The following is a 21627-nucleotide window of genomic DNA, read 5'->3' on the forward strand; positions in this document are numbered from 1 at the left end:
GGCGATCTCCTTGGTCGGGGCGGCGGAGGTCTGACCTTCCGCTGACGCCTTGCGGCTGGTTGTAAGATAATATAACTTGTTGTCAAGAAAGTACCAACTAGGAAAGGGATGGCTTCGCAGTCGTCCCGGTATTACTGGAAGTGGTAGTGATATGACCTACGAAGACATCATCGTCACCGTTGATGATGGCGTCGCGACGATCGCGATCAACCGCCCGGAGAGTGCGAACAAGCTGCGCTTCGAGACCGCTCGGGAACTGCTCGACGCTTTCCGCATGGTCCGCGAGACGCCGTCGATCGACGTTGCGATCCTCACCGGCGTGGGGAACAAGTTCTTCTGCATCGGCGGCGAGCACGATGAGCTGTCATCGCTCGATTACTCCAGTGTGATGCCGGTCATCGACCTGTACGAGTTCATCGACACCATGCCCAAGCCGGTGATCGCGGCGGTCAACGGCTATGCGGTGGGCGGCGGCAACGTGCTGCAGGTGGTGTGCGATCTCTCGGTCGCCGCGCCGCATGCGATCTTCCGTCAGGTTGGGCCGATGGTCGGCAGCTTCGATGCCGGCTACGGAACCTGGTACCTGGAGGAGACCGTCGGCCGGCGCCGTGCCAAGGAGATCTGGTACCTCAACCGCAAGTACACCGCCGAGCAGGCCCAGGCCATCGGGCTGGTGAACGACATCGCGGACGACCCCGTCGCCCACGCGACCGAGATCGCTCAGACCATGCGGAAGCGTGGCCCGTTCGCGCTCAGTGCGCTCAAGACCGCGTTCTCGGGCCGGCACACTGGCGTGGCGGGGCAGGCGCGCCTCGCGCACGACCTGCTGCTCACGGCCTACCGGGGCACGCAGGAGGCCGAGGAGATGTCGCAGTCCTTCGAGCAGCGCCGCGAGCCCGACCGGACGAGGTTCTACAAGTGACCTCGATCAGCCCGGAGTTGGAAGAGTTCCTGCAGGTCGTCCGTCGGGTGGCGGCGGCGTCGGGCGGGTCCGGTGATGGGCTCGCGAGTGAGCAGAGCTCCTTGCGTAACACGGGCCTGCTCGACCTGGGTCGCGACACCGCCGACGAGCCCGATGCGCTGTACTGGCTTGCACACACCGTGCGCACTGCTGCCGAACTCGACCCCTCGCTGGCATTCGTGTTGGCCAGTCGGTACGTGGCGGATCGCACCTTCGGTGGTGAGGCGGTTGATCCGGCGTTCGCGCTGGCGGTTTCCTGCAGCCGCCCTGTCGTTGCGACGGCGTTCGCACCGGACCGGATCGTCATCCTGGACGTGGAGAAGGCTGCGCTGCGTGCTGTGCCCTGGGCGGCACTGTCCCCGGACGAGGAGGAGCGGACGGGACTGCGTCGCGCGAGTCTCGTATCGATCTCGATGCCCGATAGTGCTGTGACGCTCACCGGATCGGTCACCGACGCCGCGTATCACTGGGACCTCTTGACCTCGGCGGCCCTGGCGGGTATTGCCCGGCGGGCTCTGGCCGAGACGCAGTCCTATGTACTCGAACGACATCAGTTCGGTGTCCCGATCGGCTCGTTCGCGGGCCTGCGCGCGATGGTCGCCGATATGGATCTGACCGTCTCGGGGGTCGAGGCGGCGCTTGATTGCGCCTTGTTGAACGACGGGGCGATCAACAACCTGGCCGCCACCGCGGGTCGGGCCGCCGTCGATGTGTGCGTCGACGCGATCCAGGCGCACGGCGGGTACGGATACATCGATGAGTACCCCCTGGCGGGACTGCTCCGCGATGCGATGGGTATTCAAGCGCGCGCCGGGGGCAGGCGACTTCATGCCGCTCGCGTCGCGGAACGTGGGCTCGGCCCACGGAAGGGACGGTCCTCGTGACGACCACGGAGAGTTCAGCGGTGACGACCGGCGGCGGTGAGGCGAGGCCGGGGCCGCTGCACGGCGTGCGGGTGGTCGACATCTCGTCGTCCTACGCCGCGCCGACCACGTCGATGTACCTCGCGGACATGGGTGCGGACGTGATCAAGATCGAGCCGCTTCGAGGTGATGACGCTCGCGGATGGGGCCCGCCCTTCCTCAACGGTGAGGCCGCGTGGTTCCTGTCCGTGAACCGCAATAAGCGCAGCCTGTGCCTCGACCTCCGGAGCGAGACCGGTCGCGACGTGCTGTTCCAACTCCTTGAGACCGCCGACGTGTTCATCGAGAACATCAACCCGGTCAAGCTGGGCAAGCACGGCTTGGGCATCGAATCCCTCCGGGAACGATTCCCGAAACTGGTCATCTGCGCGTTCTCGGGGTTCGGTCTGACAGGGCCCGACGCCGGCCTCCCCGGCTACGATCTGATCGCGCAGGCGCGATCCGGGATGATGAGCGTGACCGGTGCCGACGGGATTCCCCAGCGTGTGAGCACCGCGCTCTCGGACGTGGCTGCGGGAACCGTCGCCGCATTCGCGGTGGCGGCGGCCTTGGTGCGTCAGCAGCAGAACGGCGAGGGCGAGGTCGTCGACGTGGCGCTGCTGGAGGCGGACCTCGCGTTCATGTCGCCGCGCATAGCCAGCTTCCTCGCGGGGGAGCCCGAGCCGAAGCCGTGTGCGGGCCAGGACTCGGTGGTCGCGATCTACCAGCGTATGCAGACGGCGGATCGGCCGATCGTGATCGCCATCGGCAACGACGGTCACTGGCGCCGGTCCTGCGCCGCGCTGGGCCTGCACGAGCTCGGCGAGCGAGAGGATCTCGCGACCAATGCGGATCGTCGCGCCAATCGCGACGAGGTCGTCGGTGCGTTCCAGGAAAGCCTGGCGAGCATGTCATCTGCCGACGCGTTGAAGTTGTTCGAGGAGGTCGGTGTGCCCTGCGCACCGATCAACTTCCTGTCGGAAGTGGTGACGGATCCGCAGGTCGAGGCGCGCGGGGCGATCGTCGACTACCAGCATCCGGTAGCGGGTGTATTCCGCGGTGTGGGTGCGCCGTGGCGGCTCTCCTCGGATCCGCAGGACCGGCAGGCGCGGATTCCCGCGCCCACCCGCGGCCAGCACGGGCGCGAGATCCTCGCCGAGATTGGCTTGGACGACGATGAAATCACGAGACTTGCGAAGAAGGAGGCGGTGTGGGTTCCCGGACTGTGACCGAGCACGAGGGGCGGGTGCTGACGATCGAGATCAGCCGCCCGAAACAGCTCAACGCACTGAATTCGCAGGTGCTGCATGAGATTCACGCGGCTCTGGACTGGGCGCACTCTGATCCCGCGATCGGAGCCGTGGTCATCCGAGGAAGCGGCGACCGTGCGTTCAGCGCTGGAGCCGACCTCGACGAGATCCGTGGGCTCGCCGTCGACGAGTCACAGGCTTTCATCCACGCCGGCCACCGCACCATGTCGGCGATTGCGGACTCGACGGTTCCAGTGATCGCCGAAGTCGACGGCTACGCGCTCGGGGGCGGGTTCGAGCTGATGCTGGCATGCCACGTCGTGATCGCCTCGGACCGCAGCACGTTCGGGTTGCCTGAGGCGCGGATCGGATGTATCCCGGGCTTCGGTGGCACGCAACGCCTCGCACTGTCGGCGGGCAAGCCCGCGGCGATGCTGATGATGCTCGGCGGCGAGCGGATCGATGCCGACCGCGCATGGCAGATGGGCCTGCTTTCGGTGCCCCACTCCCGCCTGAGGAGTCGGCAGCAGAGACTCGCAGGATCGCCGAGCTGATCGCGTCCGGCAGCCGGCCCGGGATCGCGAACATTCTCGATGCGGCGCGTCCTGCTTTCGCTGCGCCCGCGCTGGCGCACGAGGCCGCGGTAGCCGCCATAGCGATTGCTTCGCGTGACGGTCAGGAGGGTATCAACTCCTTCGCCGAGCGCCGGGAACCCGTCTTCGAACGGGGCGAGGAATGAGTACGCCGCAAGCCCTTTGGGCCTCGGTCGACGCCGAGGTGATCGCCACCGTCGATCGCGTCATCGAGCGGACCATCGCGCCGGAGGCGAGGCTCGTAGACAGCGTGGCGGAGTTCCCGAGCGCGGGGCTCGCAGGCCTGTGCGATGCCGGACTGGGCATCATGCAGCTTCCCACGTCGATCGGTGGCACTGAGACGAGCACGTCCACCTACGCGGAGGCGCTGTCTCGGATCGCGGCGGCGTGCGGTTCGACGTCGACGGTGTACATGACCCAGATGCACGCCGCGCACCCGATCCATCTACAGGGCTCGGAGGAGCAGATCCAGACCTGGGTACCCAGGCTGTGCGACGGTTCGGCGATCGGCTCGATCGCGCTGACGGAGCCCGAGGCCGGTTCGGATGTCGGTGCCATGCGCACCGTCGCGCGCCGCGAGGGCGACCACTACGTCATCAACGGTGAGAAGACGTTCATTTCGAACGGCGACCGCGCCAACGTCATCGTGCTGTTCGCGACCGTCGACTCGAGCCGCGGGAAGGACGGGGTCACGGCATTCCTGCTGGACACCGAGGCCGTCACCGGCCTGGAACCGGGCGTGCCCATGCACAAGCTCGGACAGAAGGGTGCCTCCACAGTGACGTTGTCCTTCCAGGACTGCCGGATCCCGGTCGGCGCTCGGATGGGTGAGGAGGGCGAGGGGTATCCGTTGCTGCTGCGGTCAGTGGTGCGATCCCGGATCAGTGCCGCGGCGCAGGGCGTGGGTTTCGCACAGGGTGCGTTCGACGCGCTGGTCGCCTGGGCCATGCAACGGGACTTGTTGTCGTCGAAGATCGCTGAGGCGCAGGACCTCCAATTCGCACTCGCTAGGTTGCGCGGCGAGATCACGGCGGCGCGCGCCATGCTGATGTCCGTGTCCGATCTGGTGGACAACGCGGAGGACGAGCCGGTCGCCGAGGTGTCCCTCCTCAAGATGCATTGCACCACGCTCGGGACGACGGTCGCCGCGCGATGCGTCGAGCTGCTCGGGCCCGACGGTGACCTCGTCTCCGCGGGGGCCGAACGTCGTCTGCGCGATGCCAAGATCACCGAGATCTACGACGGGACGAACCAGGTGCAGAGCATGCTCGTCGCGCGGGACATCCGACTCTCGGCCGGCGCGCGATGACTGGACGAACGTCGATGCCGCTCAGTGGTGTCCGGGTCGTTGAGGCGGCTTCGTTCGTCGCCGGGCCGTCGGCCGGGCTCGCATTGAGCCAGCTCGGTGCGGAGGTGATCCGCGTGGATCCGCCCGGTGGCGGGAGCGATGCGGGACGGTGGCCTCTGGCCGGCACGGGCGCCAGCCTGTTCTGGGCGAACCTGAATCGTGGCAAGAAGTCGGTCACCATCGACCACCGGACTCAGGCGGGGCGCGAACTGCTGATCGCACTCGCCACTGAACCCGGTCCGGGCGGCGGAGTCTTCGTGGACAACATGGTGGGCGGTAGCCGGATCCGGTACGAGGAACTCACAGCTCAGCGCCCGGATGCGATCGGTGTGCACATCGAAGGGCGATTCGGCGGCGGTCCCGCCGTGGACTACTCGATCAATGCCGAGATCGGCGTCCCGTTGATGACCGGTCCCCGGGAACTGGTCGGCCCGGTCAACCACGTGGTCCCTGCGTGGGACTTGGTGACCGGGATGATGGCCGCCAACTCGGTGTCGGCGGCCCTGCTGCACCGCGAGCGAACCGGTTCGGGTTCGAAAGTGGACATCGCGCTCGCGGACGTGGCGCTGGCGTCCGTCGGCGAGATGGGATGGCTCGCGGAGGCGCACGAGTCGGGAGCGCCGCGCGAGCGCGTCGGCAATCACATGTTCGGCACGTTCGGTGTTGATTTCATGACCGCGGACGGTCGCCGGGTGATGGTCGTCGCCCTCACGGCGGGGCAGTGGTGGGCACTGCAGGTCGCAACGGGTACCGCACAGGTCTTCGCGGCCATAGCCAGGACGTTCGATGCCGACCTCGAGGACGAGGGCCAGCGATTCAAGTTCCGCGAGATCATCGAATCCGTGCTGCGGCCGTGGTTCGAGTCGCGCGATTTCGAGACCGTCGAACGCGCGCTGAACTCCGCGAGGGTGCTCTGGAGTCCCTACCGGGACCTCCACGAGGCTGCGGCCCTCGCGCTCGCAGATCCCGACGGTATTGCCACACAGATCGAACAGCCCGGGATCGGCAGGATGGTGACCGCGGCGGCGCCCTGGCGTTGGGGCGACGAGCGCGCACCGTCGGTGCCCGCACCGGTGATGTCCGGTGATACCGACGAGGTCTTGTCCTCCGTCCTGGGACTGACGGGATCGGAACTGCGGCGGCTTCGCGGCGACGGTGTGATCGGATAGCTCCTTCTGCGGGATGAGCGCGGAACTCGTCGTGCGGTCGGCCCCGCCAGGCAACGGTAGGGAGTGTTCAGGTGATGTCCGGCTGGTTCCCGAGGCTCATCGTCGTCACTGTGGCCACGCAGGTCGTGGTGTACATGTTGCGGCCCCTGCTGTCATATCAGGCGATCGACTTGGGAGTCGGTGCGTCGGGTCTCGGCGTCATGGTTGCGGCTTTCTCGATTCTCTCGCTTCCGCTCGCTGTGCCGACTGGTCGAGCTGTGGACAGGTGGGGAGCGCGGCATCCTGGCACTGGGCGCGGCCATCCTGTCGGTGACGACGGTGGTGTTGGCGTTCGTCACGGGGTTCGCCGTACTGGTCGTGGGGAGTGCCCTCGTCGGGCTGGGACAGATGCTGACGATGGTCGCTTGCCAGACGCTGATCGCGAACGATCGTGACGAGTCCCGGCGAGATCGTGGTTTCGCGCATTTCACCGTAGCCACGTCGGTCGCACAGTTCGGTGCGCCGGCCATCGGAGGGCTTCTGATCGTCGAATCAGCGGGGGGAGCGCGCAATTGGGTGCCCTCCTACGGAGCCCTGGTACTAGCGGGACTGATCGGACTGGGCTTCTCCTGGTCGCTGCTGGTGCGGCCGGGCGAGCTGACGGCCCGGCCGCAGCACTTCGGCAAGGCGGTTCCGGGGGCGCTGAGGGAGGTGATGCGTTCACGTACCGTGCTGGTCGGCTTGTCTGTGGGATTCGCGAGCTTGTCTGCGATCGACCTGCTCACGGCGTTCATGCCCGCGTTCGGTGAGAGCCGCGGGATTCCGCCCCATACCGTGGGGTTCTTGATTGCGGCGTACGGCATCGCTTCGATCGCGGCGCGCCTCGTGCTCCAGCGGTTGATCTTAGCCCTGGGACGACGGAAGCTGCTGATCAGCTGCCTCTTGTGCGCCGCGGCTTCCTTGCGGCTACGCCGTTCCAGAGTTCGATCCCGGTTCTCCTGGGTCTCATGGCGTTCGGCGGGGCGACCCTGGGCCTGTGCCAACCGATCGCCCTCGCGTGGGTTGCCAGCGGCGTCCGCCCGGAGGTCCGTGGAACCGCGATGAGCATGCGCTTGGCGGGTAACCGGCTCGGACAGACCGTTGTCCCGTTGGGCGTCGCTGCCCTCGCCGGGCCGGTGGGGTTGGCGGTGGCCTTCGTCGGTCCGGCAGCACTCCTGGCGGCCGCCGCTGCACTCGTGTTCTGGTCTGCGGCACCTGAATCAGGGGCGCACTCGACATCCGCGTGACGACGCCCAGCGCTCCCCGGAGTCCAGGCGGCAGCAGACCGCCGGGCATCCGACCCCATGCACGACGAGTCCGGCGCCGGGCACACCCCGTGGTTGGATCACGAGCACCCTTTGCGAGCCTGAATGTCTTGACAGCCAGGCCGGATCGCAGAAATACCTGCATGCCGGTGGCGACCGACATCTGTTGGTGCCGGGCATCGCCCCGTCGTGGTCCCAGGTCAACGACCCGCGTAGGCGCGCGAGGAGGTCCTTGACCGCAGTGACGATCGCGTCGCGGACCTGATCGGCGTCGTGTCCGTCGGGGAGGTGCAGCAGCATCCCCGCGCAGATGGGCCGTGTGAAGAATCGCAGAGCACCGACGCCGCGACGCACCGACCCATCGCCGAGGTTTCGTGACCGGACCCCACATCAATCAGACTCGCCAGTTCGACACCGACCCGGGCAGAGTCCCCGTGAAACGACATGATCGCCGCAACCTCTCATCTGAGAGTGTTGCGACGATCATGTCAACCCGCTGCGTCGACGGGCAGGTCCTCCGCTTGCTGTCAGCTGGGCAATGGCGCCTTGCGGTAGCGTTCGTACTCCTCACGCGCGACCTGCGGGGCGTCCTTCTGCCCGAGATCTTCGATGCGTATGCGGGAGGTCTCCCGCGTGAAGTACGCGGCTATAGCCGCCACTACGCCGATACCGAACACGACAGATCCGACGATGACGGGGGCGTTCGACCCCGGCGGGGCGATTGCCGCGAAGACGGTGGCCATGAGGGCCGTGACCATGCCGGCGACGTTCTGGGGGATCGCGAAGCCGGTGACCCGGGTCCGGGTGGGGAACTGTTCCTGGCACATGCTCGGGAAGACGCCCTGGAAACCCTGGAAGGTGACGGCGTACGCAAGGAGGCCGAACACGAACATGAGCACCATGTTGTGGATGCTGATCGAGTACAGGTATCCGAAGCACAGGGCCGTCGAGCTGAGGCAGCCGGCGATCATGACCGGTCGCCGTCCGACCTTGTCAGATACTCTGCCCGCGATCGGTACGAGGAGCACTGCCAGCGAGTTCCCGGCCAGCGAGAGCCATAGGAGATTCGTCGCTGTGAAGCCGTTCCCGTAGGCCTTGTTCGTGGCGTACGTCGCGCCGAACACCAGGACGACCACCGGAATGATGGTCATCATCATGATCAGGAACACCCGCAGCATGTCGGCGCCGTTGTTCCGGACGGCTTCCACGATCGGCGAAGGCGGGATCTCGGCCTCCTCCTGCTCCTCGAGGAAGGCCGGTGTCTCGTCCACCCTGCGCCGGATGACGATGCCGATGACGACGACGAATGCACTGAGGAGGAAAGGAACGCGCCAGCCCCAGGAGTGGAAGGCCTCGTCCGGTAGCCACGCGGCCATGGGGAGGAACGCGGCCGCCGCGATCACCTGGCCGGCTCCGACGCCCTGCATGATGAAGCTCGTGTAGTAGCCGCGCCTGCCGAACGGAGCGTGCTCCATGACCATCGCGCTGGCACCCGAGATCTCGCCACCCACCGCGAAGCCCTGGATCAGGCGCAGCACGACCAGCAGGATCGGCGCCCAGACGCCGATCGAATGGTATGACGGAATCAAGCCGACGCAGAACGTCGCGATGCCGATGATCAACATGCACAGGACGAGCACGTTCTTGCGCCCGAACTTGTCACCCCAGTGGCCGAGCACGAAGCCGCCGATGGGCCGTGCGACGTAGCCGACGCCGTACGTGGCGAACGACGCGATGATGGCGATGGTCGGATCGGTCTTGGGGAAGAACAGGGTCGGGAACACCAGTGCGGCGGCCTGCGCGTAGATGAAGAAGTCGTAGTACTCGAGCATCGAGCCGACCCACCCACTCGCGGTCGCCTTCTTCGGCGTCTTGTGGTGCGTCGGCTCGTCGGGCCGTAGCCGCCCGACCGCGTCGTCACTCAATGGAATCCTCCTCGGACTGTGACTGCCAGCACGGCGACTGTAGTCATGTGATCTCCAACACGAACAACCTAGCCTAGGTATGACAATTAGACAACAGTCATATTTTTGAAGGCTGGCTACCGTCGCGTCCGTGTCGCATCACGCCGTGCCGGCCGCCGAAGCGTGCCAGTCGACCACCGATCGGAGGCCCTCCTCGAGTCCTACCTGAGGCGTGAAGTCGAGCACTGTCCTCATCCGAGTCCGGTCCACGAGTTGGTGCCGGGTTCGGCTCTCGTCGTAGATGAGCGATGCCGGGTCGCCCCCGGCGAGCCGCGCGAGGGTTCCGTAGATCTCGGCGGAGGTGCGGGGTGCGCCGGATACGTTGACGGCCATTCGCGTGGCCGGGGAGAACGTGGCGCGGAGGAGTGATTCGGCGATGTCGTCGACGTGGATGAGGCCGTGTCGTGCGGTCGAAGACCAGGGGACACGCGGTGGCTCTCCGTCGCGGATCGCCGATAGGACGCCGGTCATCAGCGAGCCGTTGGAGCCTGCGCTACTGCGAGGTCCGTAGATGGTGCCGAGTCGCAAGGCGAGGTAGTCGGGGCCGCCGGCGCCGGCGAACGCCTCCAGGTAGGCTTCCGCGGCCAGCTTCGTCGCCGCGTACATGTTGATGCCGGCTGGGATCCACGGCTCGTCCTCCGTGACGGGGGAGCGGTCGTGGTCTTGGAACGAGCCGTAGACGGTGTGCGACGATCCGAAGACGACCCTCCGAGTACCCGCGTCGCGGGCCGCCGCGAGGAGGTCGTACATCGCTCCCACGTTGACTTCGTGCGCGAGGCGGGGGTGTTTCGACGATGCGGTGGTGCGCACGGCGGCGAGGTGCACGACGACGTCGGCGGCACTCACCAGATCGCGGAGCGCGTCCGTGTCGCGGAGATCGGCCGCGTGACTCGTGACCGATGCCAGTGCTGCCAGCTCTTCGAGGCGCTCCTGTCCGCCGGAGTCGGTCGCGATGACCGTGGACCGGGGATCGGAAGCGAGGAGTTCGACGAGGCGGGACCCGACGAATCCGCCTGCTCCGGTTACCAGTACGCGCTGTGTGGACGTCGTTGACATTGCTGGCTGCGCTCCATCGGCTCGGCGCTCGCCTCCGGATAGTCCACGGGGCGCGCGTTTCGGTTGATGAGCCGAAACTATCATCTGCAATAATGTCTGACGTTACTTCGCAATGTACTGCTGGAGGAACGAAGGAGCGGCTAGAACGGCAGCGAGTACTTGAGGACGTAATCGAGATGTTCTTGCATCGCTTCGGCTGCCTGGACGCTGTCGCCCGCCTCGATGGCTGTCGTGATGTCTATGTGTTGGCGGAGCGCCTTGTGTGCGACCTCCTTGGTCACGTGCAGGTACTGCGCCGGGTGTGAGCAGTTGTGCACCGACGCGATGAAGGCGGCGAGCAGCCGATTGCCGGACGCGTAGCCGATCGCCGTGTGGAACCGCAGGTCGTACTCCGGGATGTCCGGGTCGTTGATGCTGATCTTCTTCTGCTGCTCGATGACCGACTTCAGCTTGGCGATGTCCTCGTCGGTGCGGTTCTTGGCGGCCCACTCGGCTGCGGGGATCTCCAGTACGCGGCGGACCTCTGTGATCTCGCCGATGTCCAAGGCTCCGATCCGTACGATGGTGTCCATTGATTCGCTGAGCATCTGACTCAATGAATCGGGGGTCACGGTATTGACGAAGCTGCCGCCTGCGACACCTGGGATCTTGCGAATCAAGCCCGCGCTGACCAGCGCGCCGAGCGCCTCGCGCACAGTGGGTCTACTGACCCCGAATTGCTGTGCGAGCTCGGTTTCCGGTGGCAGCTTGTCGCCCTGGGCGAAGCGTCCGTCGAGGATCGCCTCGCGCAGCTGTGCTTCCACCTGGTCGCGCGGACGAGTGACCTGCCGCGCCTTGAACGACTTCGGTCGTGGTGATGCCATGGAATCTCCAATGGGACTTGGGTCGAACTTTTCGGCCGATGTGGAAAGCGATAATTGCCCTACAGTCTCCCACATTGCAGGAGGCTTCCGTGTGATGTGTGATGCGTTGATCAGCCGGAGTAGCCCGTGCGGCTCCCGCCTGGATTGACTTCGATCGGTGTGGTGTAAATGATATGACAGTATCTGGTATGTAGCCTAGCGGAAGGTGTTGACGTGCGTGGTGATGTACGAAGTCCGTACTTCGATGAGCTGAGCGTCGGGCAGGTGTTCGACACGGCTCCCGCCGTGACCCTGACCGACGGAATGGCTGCGGTTCACGCGAGCATCGTCGGCAACCGTCTCCCGCTGTCGCTGGATGCGGAACTCGCGCAGGCGGTCGCGGGGCGCCGGGTGGTGAGTCCGGCGCTCGCCTGGGATGTATCGATCGGGCAGTCGACGCTCGCCACCCAGCACGTGCGCGCGAACCTCTTCTATCGCGGACTGTGCTTCTCCCGGCTGCCGGCGATCGGGGATACGCTCCACACGGTCACCACGGTCGAGGCGCTGCGGGAGAACTCGCGCCGTCCGGGCCGCCCGGCCACGGGGCTCGCGGTTCTGCGAATCACCACGAGCGATCAAGACGGCCGTGCCGTGCTCGACTACCGGCGCTGCGCGATGATCCTGCTGTCGCCGGGCGCGCCGGAAACCGGTCGTGCCGACGACTTCTCGCGTGCAGTGGATCTGCCGGACGATGTGGACTTGTTCGCCTCGGTGGCGGACTGGGACCTGGGATCGATCGGTACGCGCGAACGGGCCGCGCGGAACGCGGGTGATGTCCTCCGGGTGCTCGGCGGCGACGTGGTCTCGAATGCGCCGGAGCTGGCGCGGCTCACGGGCAATGTCGCGCGTGTACACCATGACGCGGGGGCCGGGGGCGGTACTCGACTCGTGTACGGCGGCCACGGCATCGGCCTCGCATTCCATCACCTCTGCCAGGCGCTGCCCGAGATCGTCACGGTCGCGGGTTGGCACCAGTGCGATCACGTCGGCCCGGTCCGAGAGGGCGATCTGCTCGCGTCGACCGTGGAGATCGAGAGCGTGCTGCCGCACCAGGGAGGTGCGACGGCCCTGGGGGTGCGGGTCGTCACCGTGCGACGCGATCCTGACGGCTCCGAGTCCGAGGTTCTCCATTGGCGACCGGTGGTGATCGTCGCGTGAGCGCGCCGATGACCACGGCCGAGCGGATCCGTGCGGCCAGGTCCTGCTCTTCGTCCCCGGTTCGCGGCCCGACCGTTTCGCCAAGGCTCAGGCCTCGGGGGCGGATGCGGTGGTCTTCGACCTCGAGGACGCGGTGGCTCCCGGCGCCAAACAGGCCGCTCTCGAGGAGGTCGTCGGATGGCTGGCCGGTCGCGGCCGGGATGTTCCGGCAATGGTTCGGGTCAACGCAATCGATACTCCGTGGCACGCCTCGGAGGTCGAGATGCTGCGCGGTCTTGACGTCGCTCTGATGTTGCCGAAGGCGGAGACACCCGAAGACGTGACGGCTCTGCACCGCGGAGCGGGTGGTCTCGCCGTTGTGCCATTGGTCGAGACGCCGCGCGGCGTGCTCCGTGCCGAGGCGATCGCCGCTGCCGCGGGTGTGGTGCGGCTCGCTCTCGGTCACATCGACCTCGCAGCCGCGCTCGGTGTCGACCCGGACTGCCACGAGGCCTTTCGGCACGTCCGCGCCCAACTGGTTCTGGCGGGTGCGGCCGCGGGGCTGGCGGCACCGATCGACGGTGTGACGACCACGCTGGGTGACCCGGAGCCTCTCGGTCGCGATCTGAAGCACGCGCTGTCGCTCGGCTTCGGTGCCAAGTTGTGCATTCATCCCGGTCAAGTGGAGGCGGTGCACGCAGCATGTCGTCCGACCGCGGACCAAGCCGCCTGGGCGGAGCGCGTGGTCGCGGCAGTCGGTTCCGACGGGACCGCGGGCGGCGCCATTGCGGTGGACGGCCGTATGGTCGATCCGCCTGTCGTCGCGCGAGCCGTGGCACTCCTCGCTCGCATGGGGTGAGGTCGACCGACATCACGACCAGGTTTTGACAGATAGATTATTGACTAACAGTAGACCATCGGGGCAGGATGTGACTGTTGTCACGAGGGGCCCTGGGGCGCCGGGGTGAGGTTCACGGCGCGCGACCTGCCGCTCGTTCCGGAGGCGGGGGCACCCGCCGAAATCCTGCGGGCCCGACCATGTGTGGCGATCTGAAGACGAAGGACGTCCGCGCGTGCAGCGCGGGTAGTGGGAGGCAATGATGAGCTCGGGAAATGGCCATGTCGTGGGAGCGCTCCCGCCGGGGAGCGTCCTGTCCGACGACGAGGCCCGGAGGAGGGTCGCATCGGGGCTCTGGAGCGAGGTCTCGCTCGCCGGCTATCTCGAAGACGCTGTCGCGCGGTATCCGGACCGGGTCGCCGCGATCAGCATCGACCCCGACGGTGACGTCGTGCGAGAGATGACCTACGCCGAGGTCGACGAGCTGAGTCGCCGCGTCGCGGCCGGCCTGCAGGCCCGGGGAATCGGGCAACGCGATGCGGTGTCGGTGATGATGACGAACTGCGCGGAGTTCCTCGCCATCGTTTTCGGCGTGCTGCGGGCCGGCGCCACCTACTCGGGGATTCCGATCACATACGGGCGGCACGAGATTGAGTACATGACGACGCAGGCGGGCAGCAAGGCGCTGATCGTCTCGCGCGCGTACGGCGGGAAGGACGTCCTCGAGACGTCCGTTCCGGAGGAACTGCGCGACGGCGCCATGGACGTGATCGTCGTCGGCGAGCCGGCAACGGGCACCGTCGGCCTGGATGACGTACTCCGTCCCGCAGAGGATTGGGTCCCGGCTCCGATCGATCCTTTCGGTATCGCCCAGCTCGCGTTCACCTCCGGAACCACCAGTTCCCCCAAGGCGGTCATGAACCTGCACGCCACGCTCGACGCGATGGTGCGCGGGTGGGCCGAGCACATCGGGCACGACGCGTACGGCACACCACTGGTCAACCTGGTCATGTCTCCGGTCGGCCACTCGACCGGCTTCTTCTGGGGTTCGCTGCTCACCGTGTACCTCGGTGGGACGGCGGTGTACGCCGAGCGTTGGAGCCCGGAAGTGGGCGTGCGTGTGATCGACGAGTACGGGATCACCTTCATGATCGGCGCACCGACGTTCTACATCGACCTCATCCGGACAGCGGGGATGACGAGGGACCGGGCGCACGCGCTCGAGCTCGTCGTGCTGGCCGGCGCACCGATCCCGCGGCCCCTCATGCGCGAGACGGAGGAGGCGCTCGACTGCGTAGCGGTCCCGGCGTGGGGGATGACCGAGTTCGGTATCGCGGTTTCGGGACGACCGGGCGCGGGCGAGGTCAACTACGGCACCGACGGCGTGCCGCTCGCGAGTGCTGAGGTGAGCATCCGTGACGAGTCCGGCGCGGAACGCTCCGTCGGTGAGGAGGGCGACCTGTGGCTCCGGGGCAGCGGCCTGTTCGTCGGGTACGCCGGTCGTCCTGATGCGACTGCGGAGGCCTTCGACGCCGATGGCTGGTTCGCCACGGGGGACACCGCGGTTCGCGGCGAGGGCGGCACCGTGAGTATCACGGGGCGGACGAAGGACATCATCATCCGTGGCGGCGAGAACATCCCCGTGGGCACCGTGGAGAGCATGATCTTCAAGCATCCGTCGGTGACCGAGGTGGCGGTGGTCGGCTATCCGGACGAGAGGCTGGGAGAGCGTGCCTGCGCGTTCCTCCGCTGTCGCCCGGGTGAGTCGCTGGATGTCGAGTCCCTGCTCGAATTCCTCGTGTCGTCCGGATTGGCGAAGCGCTACTGCCCCGAGCGGGTGCTGGTCGTCGACGAGCTGCCGAAGACGATGAGCGGGAAGATCCGGAAGGTCGAGCTCCGCGACAGGTTGCTCGACGCGCGATAGGCGGGCCATTAGGTAACTGTCAGACAAATCATGTAATGTGATTCATTGTCGGTCAGGTCATACCTTCGGAGGCTTAGTTGGGCGCAAAGGATTCCACTTCCCAGGTTCGGCGGGTCGGGCTCGCCAGCCTCATGGGCACGACCATCGAGTACTACGACTTCTTCGTCTACGGAACTGCGGCCGCCCTGGTGTTCGGCCAGGTGTTCTTTCCGGACTCCGACCCGCTCACCGGGGCACTGCTGTCCTTCGCGACGTTCGGCGTGGCTTTCGTGGCCCGGCCGCTGGGCGGGGTTCTCTTCGGACACTTCGGCGACCGGGTGGGCCGCAAGGCGGCGCTTGTCACGACCCTGTTGATGATGGGCGTGGCCACGGTCGCGATCGGCTTCATCCCGTCCTACGCCGCGATCGGCGTGGCGGCGCCGCTGCTGCTCGTGGCGCTTCGGTTCGTTCAAGGGGTCGCACTCGGCGGTGAGTACGGCGGTGCCGTGCTCATGACGGTCGAGCACAGCCCACCCGATCGCCGCGGCTTCTACAGCTCCTGGGTGCAGACCGGTGCGCAGTTCGGCCTGATCATCGCCAACGTGGTCTACCTGGTCATCGGGTCGGTCACGAGCGACGCGCAGTTCCTCAGCTGGGGCTGGCGGGTCCCGTTCTGGCTCAGCGCCCTGTTGGTCATCCTCGGCCTGATCATCCGTTTGCGGCTCGAGGAGAGCCCGGAGTTCAAGGCGCTCAAGGAGTCGAAGGAGATCGTTCCCGCGCCCGTCGTCGTGGTGCTGCGCAACCACATCCGCGAGGTACTGCTCATCGCCGGTGCCGCGGTGGGCAACTCGGTCACCTTCTACGCGGCCACGGTCTTCGGTCTTTCGTACGGCTCGACGCACGGCTTCACGCGCAACCAGATGCTGACGGTGATCATCATCGCCGCGGTCTTCGTGATCGTCGGGAGCATCCTCATGGGCGCGCTGAGCGACCGGTTCGGGCGAAAGCGCATCTTCGTCATCGGCAACCTGGCGATCGCGGTCACGGTGTTCCCGTGGATGCTCTCCTTCGGCACCGAGAACCTCGCGGTGGTGATCGCCGCCTACCTCGTGATGCTGGTCGGGTACTCGATGACCTGGGGCACGATCGGCGTCTTCTTCTCCGAGGTGTTCGACGGTGCGGTGCGCTACACGGGGCTGTCCATCGGCTTCACGATCGGCGTCATCGTGGGTGGCGCCGCGACACCACTGGTGCTGACCAAGCTCGTGGATCAGTTCTCCTCCGCCGTGCCCGTGATGCTGTGGGTCACCGGCGCGGCGGTGCTCCGCGCTCTGCGCGATCCCGATGCGGCGGGCGGCTCAGGCCCCCGTCCTCTCGGCGCGCGCCTGAGCGTCCCGGGCGTCACCGGCCTCGATCACGAATCCGAACACCACCTCGAAACATCGAAGGGCTCCAACCACCCATGTTGCAGAAGCTGCTCGTAGCCAATCGTGGCGAGATCGCCATCCGCGCCCTCCGCGCGGCCTACGAACTCGGGATCGCCTCCGTTGCGGTGTACCCGTACGAGGACCGAAAGTCGATCCATCGGCTCAAGGCCGATCAGGCGTACCGCATCGGTGAAGAGGGGCATCCGGTCCGCGCGTACCTCTCGATCGACGAGGTGATCCGCGCAGCAAAACGGTCCGGAGCCGACTCGATATACCCCGGCTACGGATTCCTGTCCGAGAATCCCGAGCTGGCGGCGGCGTGCGCCCGCGAGGGTATGACCTTCGTCGGCCCGTCCGCCGACGTACTCGAGCTGGCCGGCAACAAGGCCCGCGCCATCGCCGCCGCGCGGGAGGCCGGCCTGCCGGTGCTGTCCTCGTCGGCACCGTCGGACTCCGTGGAGGAACTGGTGACCGCGGCGGCGTCGATGACCTTCCCGGTGTTCGTCAAGGCGGTGGCCGGGGGCGGCGGTCGCGGGATGCGGCGGGTCGATGATCCCGAGTCTCTGCGCGATGCGATCGAATCTGCCTCTCACGAAGCAGATTCCGCCTTCGGCGACCCGACGGTGTTCCTCGAACAGGCGGTGATCAACCCCCGCCACATCGAAGTGCAGATCCTCGCGGACACCCACGGCAACGTGATCCACCTGTACGAGCGCGACTGCTCGCTGCAGCGCCGGCATCAGAAGGTGATCGAGCTCGCCCCGCACCGAACCTCGATCCGGAGCTGCGCGAGCGGATCTGCGACGACGCCGTCGCGTTCGCGCGTGCGATCGGCTACTCCTGCGCCGGCACTGTCGAGTTCCTCGTGGACGAGAACGGCCGTCATGTGTTCATCGAGATGAACCCCCGGATCCAGGTCGAGCACACCGTGACCGAGGAGATCACCGACGTCGACCTGGTGCAGGCCCAGTTGCGCATCGCAGCCGGTGAGTCGCTCCTGGACCTGGGCCTGACTCAGGACGCGATCCGGGTGCACGGGGCGGCGCTGCAATGCCGCATCACCACCGAGGATCCGAGCAACGACTTCCGCCCGGATACGGGCCGGATCACCGCGTATCGCACTCCCGGCGGTGCCGGGGTCCGGCTGGACGGCGGCACCGTGCTCGGTGCCGAGATCGGTGCGTACTTCGATTCGATGCTGGTCAAGTTGACCTGCCGCGGGCACGATTTCCCGGCGGCCGTCGCCCGCGCCCGCCGTGCGGTCGCGGAGTTCCGCATCCGCGGCGTGGCGACCAACATCCCGTTTCTCCAGGGCGTGTTGGACGACCCCGACTTCCGGGCCGGCCGAGTCACGACGTCGTTCATCGCCGAGCACCCGGACCTGCTGGGCGCCCGGGTGTCCGCCGACCGCGGCACTCGCATCCTGAACTACCTCGCCGACGTCACCGTGAACCGTCCTCACGGCGAACGCCCGTCCGCGGTGTACCCGCACGAGAAGTTGCCCGCGACGAACCTCACGCTGCCGCCTCCGCCCGGCTCGCGGCAGCGGCTACTCGAGTTGGGGCCGGCCGGTTTCGCGACGGCCCTCCGTGAGCAGCGGGCTCTGGCGGTCACGGACACCACTTTCCGCGACGCGCACCAGTCGCTGCTCGCCACACGCGTTCGCACGCGGGACCTGCTGGGCGTCGCAGGGCACGTGGCCCGCACCACGCCGGAGCTGCTCTCCCTGGAGGCATGGGCGGCGCCACCTACGACGTAGCGCTGCGCTTCTTGCACGAGGATCCGTGGGAGCGGTTGGCCGCGCTCCGCGCGGCGGTCCCCAACATCTGCCTTCAGATGTTGCTGCGAGGACGTAACACGGTGGGCTACTCGCCGTACCCGGAGACCGTGACGGAGGCATTCGTTCGCGAGGCGGCTGCGACAGGTATCGACATCTTCCGGATCTTCGACGCCCTCAACGACGTCGACCAGATGACGCCGGCCATCGACGCGGTGCTCGAGACGGGCACGGCGGTCGCGGAGGTGGCGATGAGCTACACCGGCGATCTGATGGATCCGAACGAGACGCTCTACGACCTCGACTACTACCTGCGTCTCGCGGACCGGATCGCGGCGACCGGCGCGCACGTGCTGGCGATCAAGGACATGGCGGGCCTGCTACGGGCGCCCGCCGCGACGAAGCTCGTGGGCGCGCTGCGCGAGCGGTTCGATCTGCCGATCCATGTACACACCCACGACACTCCGGGCGGGCAACTCGCCACGTACTTGGCGGCGATGGCCGCCGGCGCCGACGCGGTCGACGGAGCGAGCGCGCCCTGTCCGGCACGACGAGCCAGCCCGCGCTGTCATCGATCGTCGCCGCGACCGCGCACACCGAGCACGACACCGGCCTCGACCTGCAGGCGGTGTGCGACCTGGAGCCGTACTGGGATGCAGTACGGCGGGTCTACGCACCATTCGAGTCGGGAATTCCGGCACCGACGGGCAGGGTGTACCGGCACGAGATCCCGGGCGGACAGTTGTCGAACCTGCGACAGCAGGCCGTGGCGTTGGGTCTGGGTGACCGCTTCGAAGACGTCGAGACCAGCTATGCCGACGCGGACCGGGCGTTGGGTCACCTGGTCAAGGTGACTCCGAGTTCGAAGGTCGTCGGCGACCGGCGCTGGCGCTCGTGGGCGCGGAGATGCCGATCGAGGTGTTCACCTCCGACCCGTCGAAGCTGGACATCCCGGACTCGGTGATCGGCTTCCTGCAGGGTGAGCTGGGCACACCGCCGGGCGGCTGGCCCGAGCCGCTGCGTACACGTGCCCTGGTCGGGCGCACGGAGCCGCCGCGGGTTCCTTCGCTCTCCGCACCGGACGAGCAGAAGCTCAATGGCACCTCCGCCGAGCGTCGCGCGACGCTGAACCGCTTGCTGTTCCCCGGGCCGACAAGGAGTTCGACGAGCATCGCGAGCGGTACGGCGATACCGCCCGGTTGTCGTCGAACCAGTTCTTCTACGGCCTCCGCCGGGCGAGGAGCACCACGTCGAACTTGCTCCGGGAGTGACCCTGCTGATCGGTCTCGAGGCGATCAGCGAACCCGACGAGCGTGGGCTGCGAACCGTCATGTGCCAGCTGAACGGTCAGCTCCGCCCCGTACAGGTTCGCGATCGGTCCATCGCCACGGACCACCCGTCCTCGGAGCGCGCCGACCGGACGAACCCGGGACACATCGGTGCACCCTTCGCTGGAGCTGTGTCGCTCGCTGTCGCGGTCGGCGACCGGGTGGCGATGGGCGACGTGGTGGCCACCATCGAGGCGATGAAGATGGAGGCGGCGATCACCGCCCCGCACGCCGGCGTGGTGGAGCGCACCGCGATCGCGAGGGTGCAGCAGGTGGAAGCCGGTGACCTCGTGGTGGTGCTCGCCGTGGCGAGTGCTGCGGATTGACGCTAGCGGTATCCGTCGAAGCGAATGAGCCGTCCGGCCCGCGAGGGTCCGGGCGGCTCTTCGCCGTTGTGCAGCGACGTCTCGTCGTGCCCTCCCGGCGTGTGCACTGGCCCGAGCGTGCTCCAAGAGGCTTGACGTGACTTAGGTCATACAGATAGAGTTTTGACCGCTAGTTCATATGAGACCCAGGATGTTATTCGTCTGACGCGAAGCAGGACCTGAGCTCTGATACCTCGCCCGGGTGTCGTTGCTCGGGTCTTTCATGTATCGAGTCAGAAGGTGAGGTCATGCGATCATGAGCTCGAAATATGCATCGTTGGCGTCGGAGATCATCGACGGGGTGGGAGGGCCGGAGAACATCCGGTCGGCGTATCACTGCCAGACCCGCTTACGGTTCGAGCTGCGCGACGAGTCGAAGGTTCGGATCGAGCAGCTCAATGCCACCGATGGGGTGGCGACCACCCGTAGTGCGGGCGGTACGTTCCAGGTCGTCATCGGCACTCACGTCAAGGACGTGTTCGATGCACTCGAGCCGTTGCTGTCGGCGTCGGGCGCCGCGGCGGATGCGGGAGAACAGAGGTCGAAGAAGAAGCGGCGGAATCCGCTCACTGCGCTGATCGACTTCATCGCAGGCACATTCCAGCCGATCGTTCCCGCGTTGTCGGGCGCCGGCATGATCATGGCGCTGCTCGCCATCCTGACCACGACGAATGTCATCAGTAAGGAGTCGCAGACCTACATCGTGCTCGCATTCATGTCGAACGCGGTGTTCTACTTCCTTCCGGTGTTCGTGGCGATCTCGGCGGCGGACAAGCTGAAGACGAATCGCATCCTGGCCGGTGTGGTCGCTGCGATGATGCTCCATCCCACCTGGGTGCAGATGGTGGCCGACAAGAAGGACGTCAGGCTCTTCGAGATCTTCCCGGTGACGCTCGCCACCTACGGTTCGACCGTGATCCCGATCATCTTGATCATCTTCGTCCAGGCGTACTTCGAGCGGTGGCTCGACCGCGTCGTACCGAATGCGATCAAGCTGGTGATCGTGCCGATGGCGGTCTTCCTGGTGATGGGAATCCTTGCCTTCACCGTGCTGAGTCCCATCGGCACGGTCATGGGCGGCTGGCTCGCGTCCTTCTTCACCTTCCTCACGCACAGCGCACCGTGGGCGCCTCCGGTCATCGTCGGCGCCCTGCTCCCGGTGATGGTGATGTTCGGCGTGCACAACGCGATCGCTCCACTCGGATTCGCGCAGCTGGCGCAAATGCGATTCGACAGCATCTTCGGGCCCGGCGCGATCTGCTCGAACATCGCGATGGGTGTCGCGAGCCTGGTCGTCGCGTTCCGGACCAAGGAGAAGAAGGTGCGTCAGATTGCGACGGCAGGTGGCATCACCGGACTGATGGGCATCACCGAGCCCTCGCTCTACGGCATCGCCCTGCCGAAGAAGTACCTCTGATCGCCGC

16 protein-coding genes and 1 pseudogene are annotated in these 21627 nt (G+C 66.7%); 14 read left to right on the forward strand and 3 right to left on the reverse strand.

What is annotated here, in order from left to right:
- The first annotated feature begins 151 nt into the window (after positions 1-151).
- The 8 genes from MTP03_RS07015 to MTP03_RS23485 all read left to right on the forward strand — a co-directional run bounded on the left by MTP03_RS07015 (position 152) and on the right by MTP03_RS23485 (position 7488).
- Positions 152-922 carry an enoyl-CoA hydratase-related protein gene (locus MTP03_RS07015; RefSeq protein WP_248491364.1) on the forward strand — a complete coding sequence of 257 codons (771 nt, stop codon included), beginning with the start codon at positions 152-154 and terminating at the stop codon, positions 920-922.
- On the forward strand, positions 919-1845 hold the full coding sequence (locus MTP03_RS07020; protein ID WP_248491365.1) for an acyl-CoA dehydrogenase family protein: 927 nt from the start codon (positions 919-921) through the stop codon (positions 1843-1845). The genes MTP03_RS07015 and MTP03_RS07020 overlap by 4 nt, the downstream gene beginning before the upstream one ends.
- 113 nt (positions 1846-1958) lie before the next feature.
- Entirely contained in the window at positions 1959-3092 is a 1134-nt protein-coding gene (locus tag MTP03_RS07025; protein ID WP_248492072.1) for a CaiB/BaiF CoA-transferase family protein, read from the forward strand.
- Positions 3089-3667: an enoyl-CoA hydratase/isomerase family protein gene (locus MTP03_RS07030; RefSeq protein WP_248491366.1), complete on the forward strand. Its 579-nt coding sequence runs from the start codon at positions 3089-3091 to the stop codon at positions 3665-3667. Before MTP03_RS07025 ends, MTP03_RS07030 begins: the two co-directional genes overlap by 4 nt.
- 181 nt (positions 3668-3848) lie before the next feature.
- Positions 3849-5015, forward strand: a complete 1167-nt coding sequence (locus MTP03_RS07035; protein ID WP_248491367.1) for an acyl-CoA dehydrogenase family protein — start codon at positions 3849-3851, stop codon at positions 5013-5015.
- Positions 5012-6223 carry a CoA transferase gene (locus MTP03_RS07040; protein WP_248491368.1) on the forward strand — a complete coding sequence of 404 codons (1212 nt, stop codon included), beginning with the start codon at positions 5012-5014 and terminating at the stop codon, positions 6221-6223. Before MTP03_RS07035 ends, MTP03_RS07040 begins: the two co-directional genes overlap by 4 nt.
- A 180-nt stretch (positions 6224-6403) precedes the next feature.
- On the forward strand, positions 6404-7306 hold the full coding sequence (locus MTP03_RS07045) for an MFS transporter (RefSeq protein ID WP_248491369.1): 903 nt from the start codon (positions 6404-6406) through the stop codon (positions 7304-7306).
- On the forward strand, positions 7210-7488 hold the full coding sequence (locus MTP03_RS23485; protein ID WP_371820911.1) for a hypothetical protein: 279 nt from the start codon (positions 7210-7212) through the stop codon (positions 7486-7488). The genes MTP03_RS07045 and MTP03_RS23485 overlap by 97 nt, the downstream gene beginning before the upstream one ends.
- A gap of 545 nt (positions 7489-8033) precedes the next feature.
- Here the strand turns inward: MTP03_RS23485 and MTP03_RS07050 are convergent.
- From MTP03_RS07050 to MTP03_RS07060, 3 genes are all read right to left on the reverse strand, one after another.
- On the reverse strand, positions 8034-9431 hold the full coding sequence (locus MTP03_RS07050) for an MFS transporter (RefSeq protein WP_248491370.1): 1398 nt from the start codon (positions 9429-9431) through the stop codon (positions 8034-8036).
- Positions 9432-9569: 138 nt separating this feature from the next.
- On the reverse strand, positions 9570-10526 hold the full coding sequence (locus tag MTP03_RS07055) for an NAD(P)-dependent oxidoreductase (protein ID WP_248491371.1): 957 nt from the start codon (positions 10524-10526) through the stop codon (positions 9570-9572).
- Positions 10527-10666: 140 nt separating this feature from the next.
- Positions 10667-11389, reverse strand: coding sequence for a FadR/GntR family transcriptional regulator (locus tag MTP03_RS07060; RefSeq protein WP_248491372.1), 723 nt, complete (start codon positions 11387-11389; stop codon positions 10667-10669).
- Between the two features lie 285 nt (positions 11390-11674).
- Here MTP03_RS07060 and MTP03_RS07065 point away from each other — a divergent pair, with 285 nt between their 5' ends.
- From MTP03_RS07065 to MTP03_RS07090, 6 genes and pseudogenes are all read left to right on the forward strand, one after another.
- Positions 11675-12586 (forward strand): acyl dehydratase, encoded by a 912-nt coding sequence (locus tag MTP03_RS07065; protein ID WP_248491373.1) that lies wholly within the window; start codon positions 11675-11677, stop codon positions 12584-12586.
- 43 nt (positions 12587-12629) lie between these two features.
- Entirely contained in the window at positions 12630-13424 is a 795-nt protein-coding gene (locus MTP03_RS07070) for a CoA ester lyase (protein WP_248492073.1), read from the forward strand.
- 265 nt (positions 13425-13689) lie between these two features.
- Positions 13690-15327 (forward strand): AMP-binding protein, encoded by a 1638-nt coding sequence (locus MTP03_RS07075; RefSeq protein ID WP_248491374.1) that lies wholly within the window; start codon positions 13690-13692, stop codon positions 15325-15327.
- 131 nt (positions 15328-15458) lie between these two features.
- Positions 15459-16790, forward strand: coding sequence for an MFS transporter (locus MTP03_RS07080; protein WP_248491375.1), 1332 nt, complete (start codon positions 15459-15461; stop codon positions 16788-16790).
- A pseudogene (locus MTP03_RS07085) lies at positions 16769-20164 on the forward strand (pyruvate carboxylase). Before MTP03_RS07080 ends, MTP03_RS07085 begins: the two are co-directional and overlap by 22 nt.
- Before the next feature lie 295 nt (positions 20165-20459).
- Positions 20460-21620 (forward strand): PTS transporter subunit EIIC, encoded by a 1161-nt coding sequence (locus tag MTP03_RS07090; protein ID WP_248491376.1) that lies wholly within the window; start codon positions 20460-20462, stop codon positions 21618-21620.
- Positions 21621-21627 lie beyond the last annotated feature (7 nt).

It is taken from the genome of Tsukamurella sp. PLM1 (genome assembly GCF_023168325.1).
In the GTDB taxonomy this organism is placed as follows: domain Bacteria; phylum Actinomycetota; class Actinomycetes; order Mycobacteriales; family Mycobacteriaceae; genus Tsukamurella.

What these genes read in the sequence shown, in the direction of transcription:
- MTP03_RS07015 (WP_248491364.1), top strand. Translation starts at nt 152, where the DNA reads ATGACCTACGAAGACATCATCGTCACCGTTGATGATGGCGTCGCGACG.
- MTP03_RS07025 (WP_248492072.1), top strand. Translation starts at nt 1,959, where the DNA reads ATGTACCTCGCGGACATGGGTGCGGACGTGATCAAGATCGAGCCGCTT.
- MTP03_RS07035 (WP_248491367.1), top strand. Translation starts at nt 3,849, where the DNA reads ATGAGTACGCCGCAAGCCCTTTGGGCCTCGGTCGACGCCGAGGTGATC.
- MTP03_RS07040 (WP_248491368.1), top strand. Translation starts at nt 5,012, where the DNA reads ATGACTGGACGAACGTCGATGCCGCTCAGTGGTGTCCGGGTCGTTGAG.
- MTP03_RS23485 (WP_371820911.1), top strand. Translation starts at nt 7,210, where the DNA reads ATGGCGTTCGGCGGGGCGACCCTGGGCCTGTGCCAACCGATCGCCCTC.
- MTP03_RS07055 (WP_248491371.1), bottom strand. Translation starts at nt 10,526, where the DNA reads ATGTCAACGACGTCCACACAGCGCGTACTGGTAACCGGAGCAGGCGGA.
- MTP03_RS07060 (WP_248491372.1), bottom strand. Translation starts at nt 11,389, where the DNA reads ATGGCATCACCACGACCGAAGTCGTTCAAGGCGCGGCAGGTCACTCGT.
- MTP03_RS07080 (WP_248491375.1), top strand. Translation starts at nt 15,459, where the DNA reads ATGGGCACGACCATCGAGTACTACGACTTCTTCGTCTACGGAACTGCG.
- MTP03_RS07090 (WP_248491376.1), top strand. Translation starts at nt 20,460, where the DNA reads ATGAGCTCGAAATATGCATCGTTGGCGTCGGAGATCATCGACGGGGTG.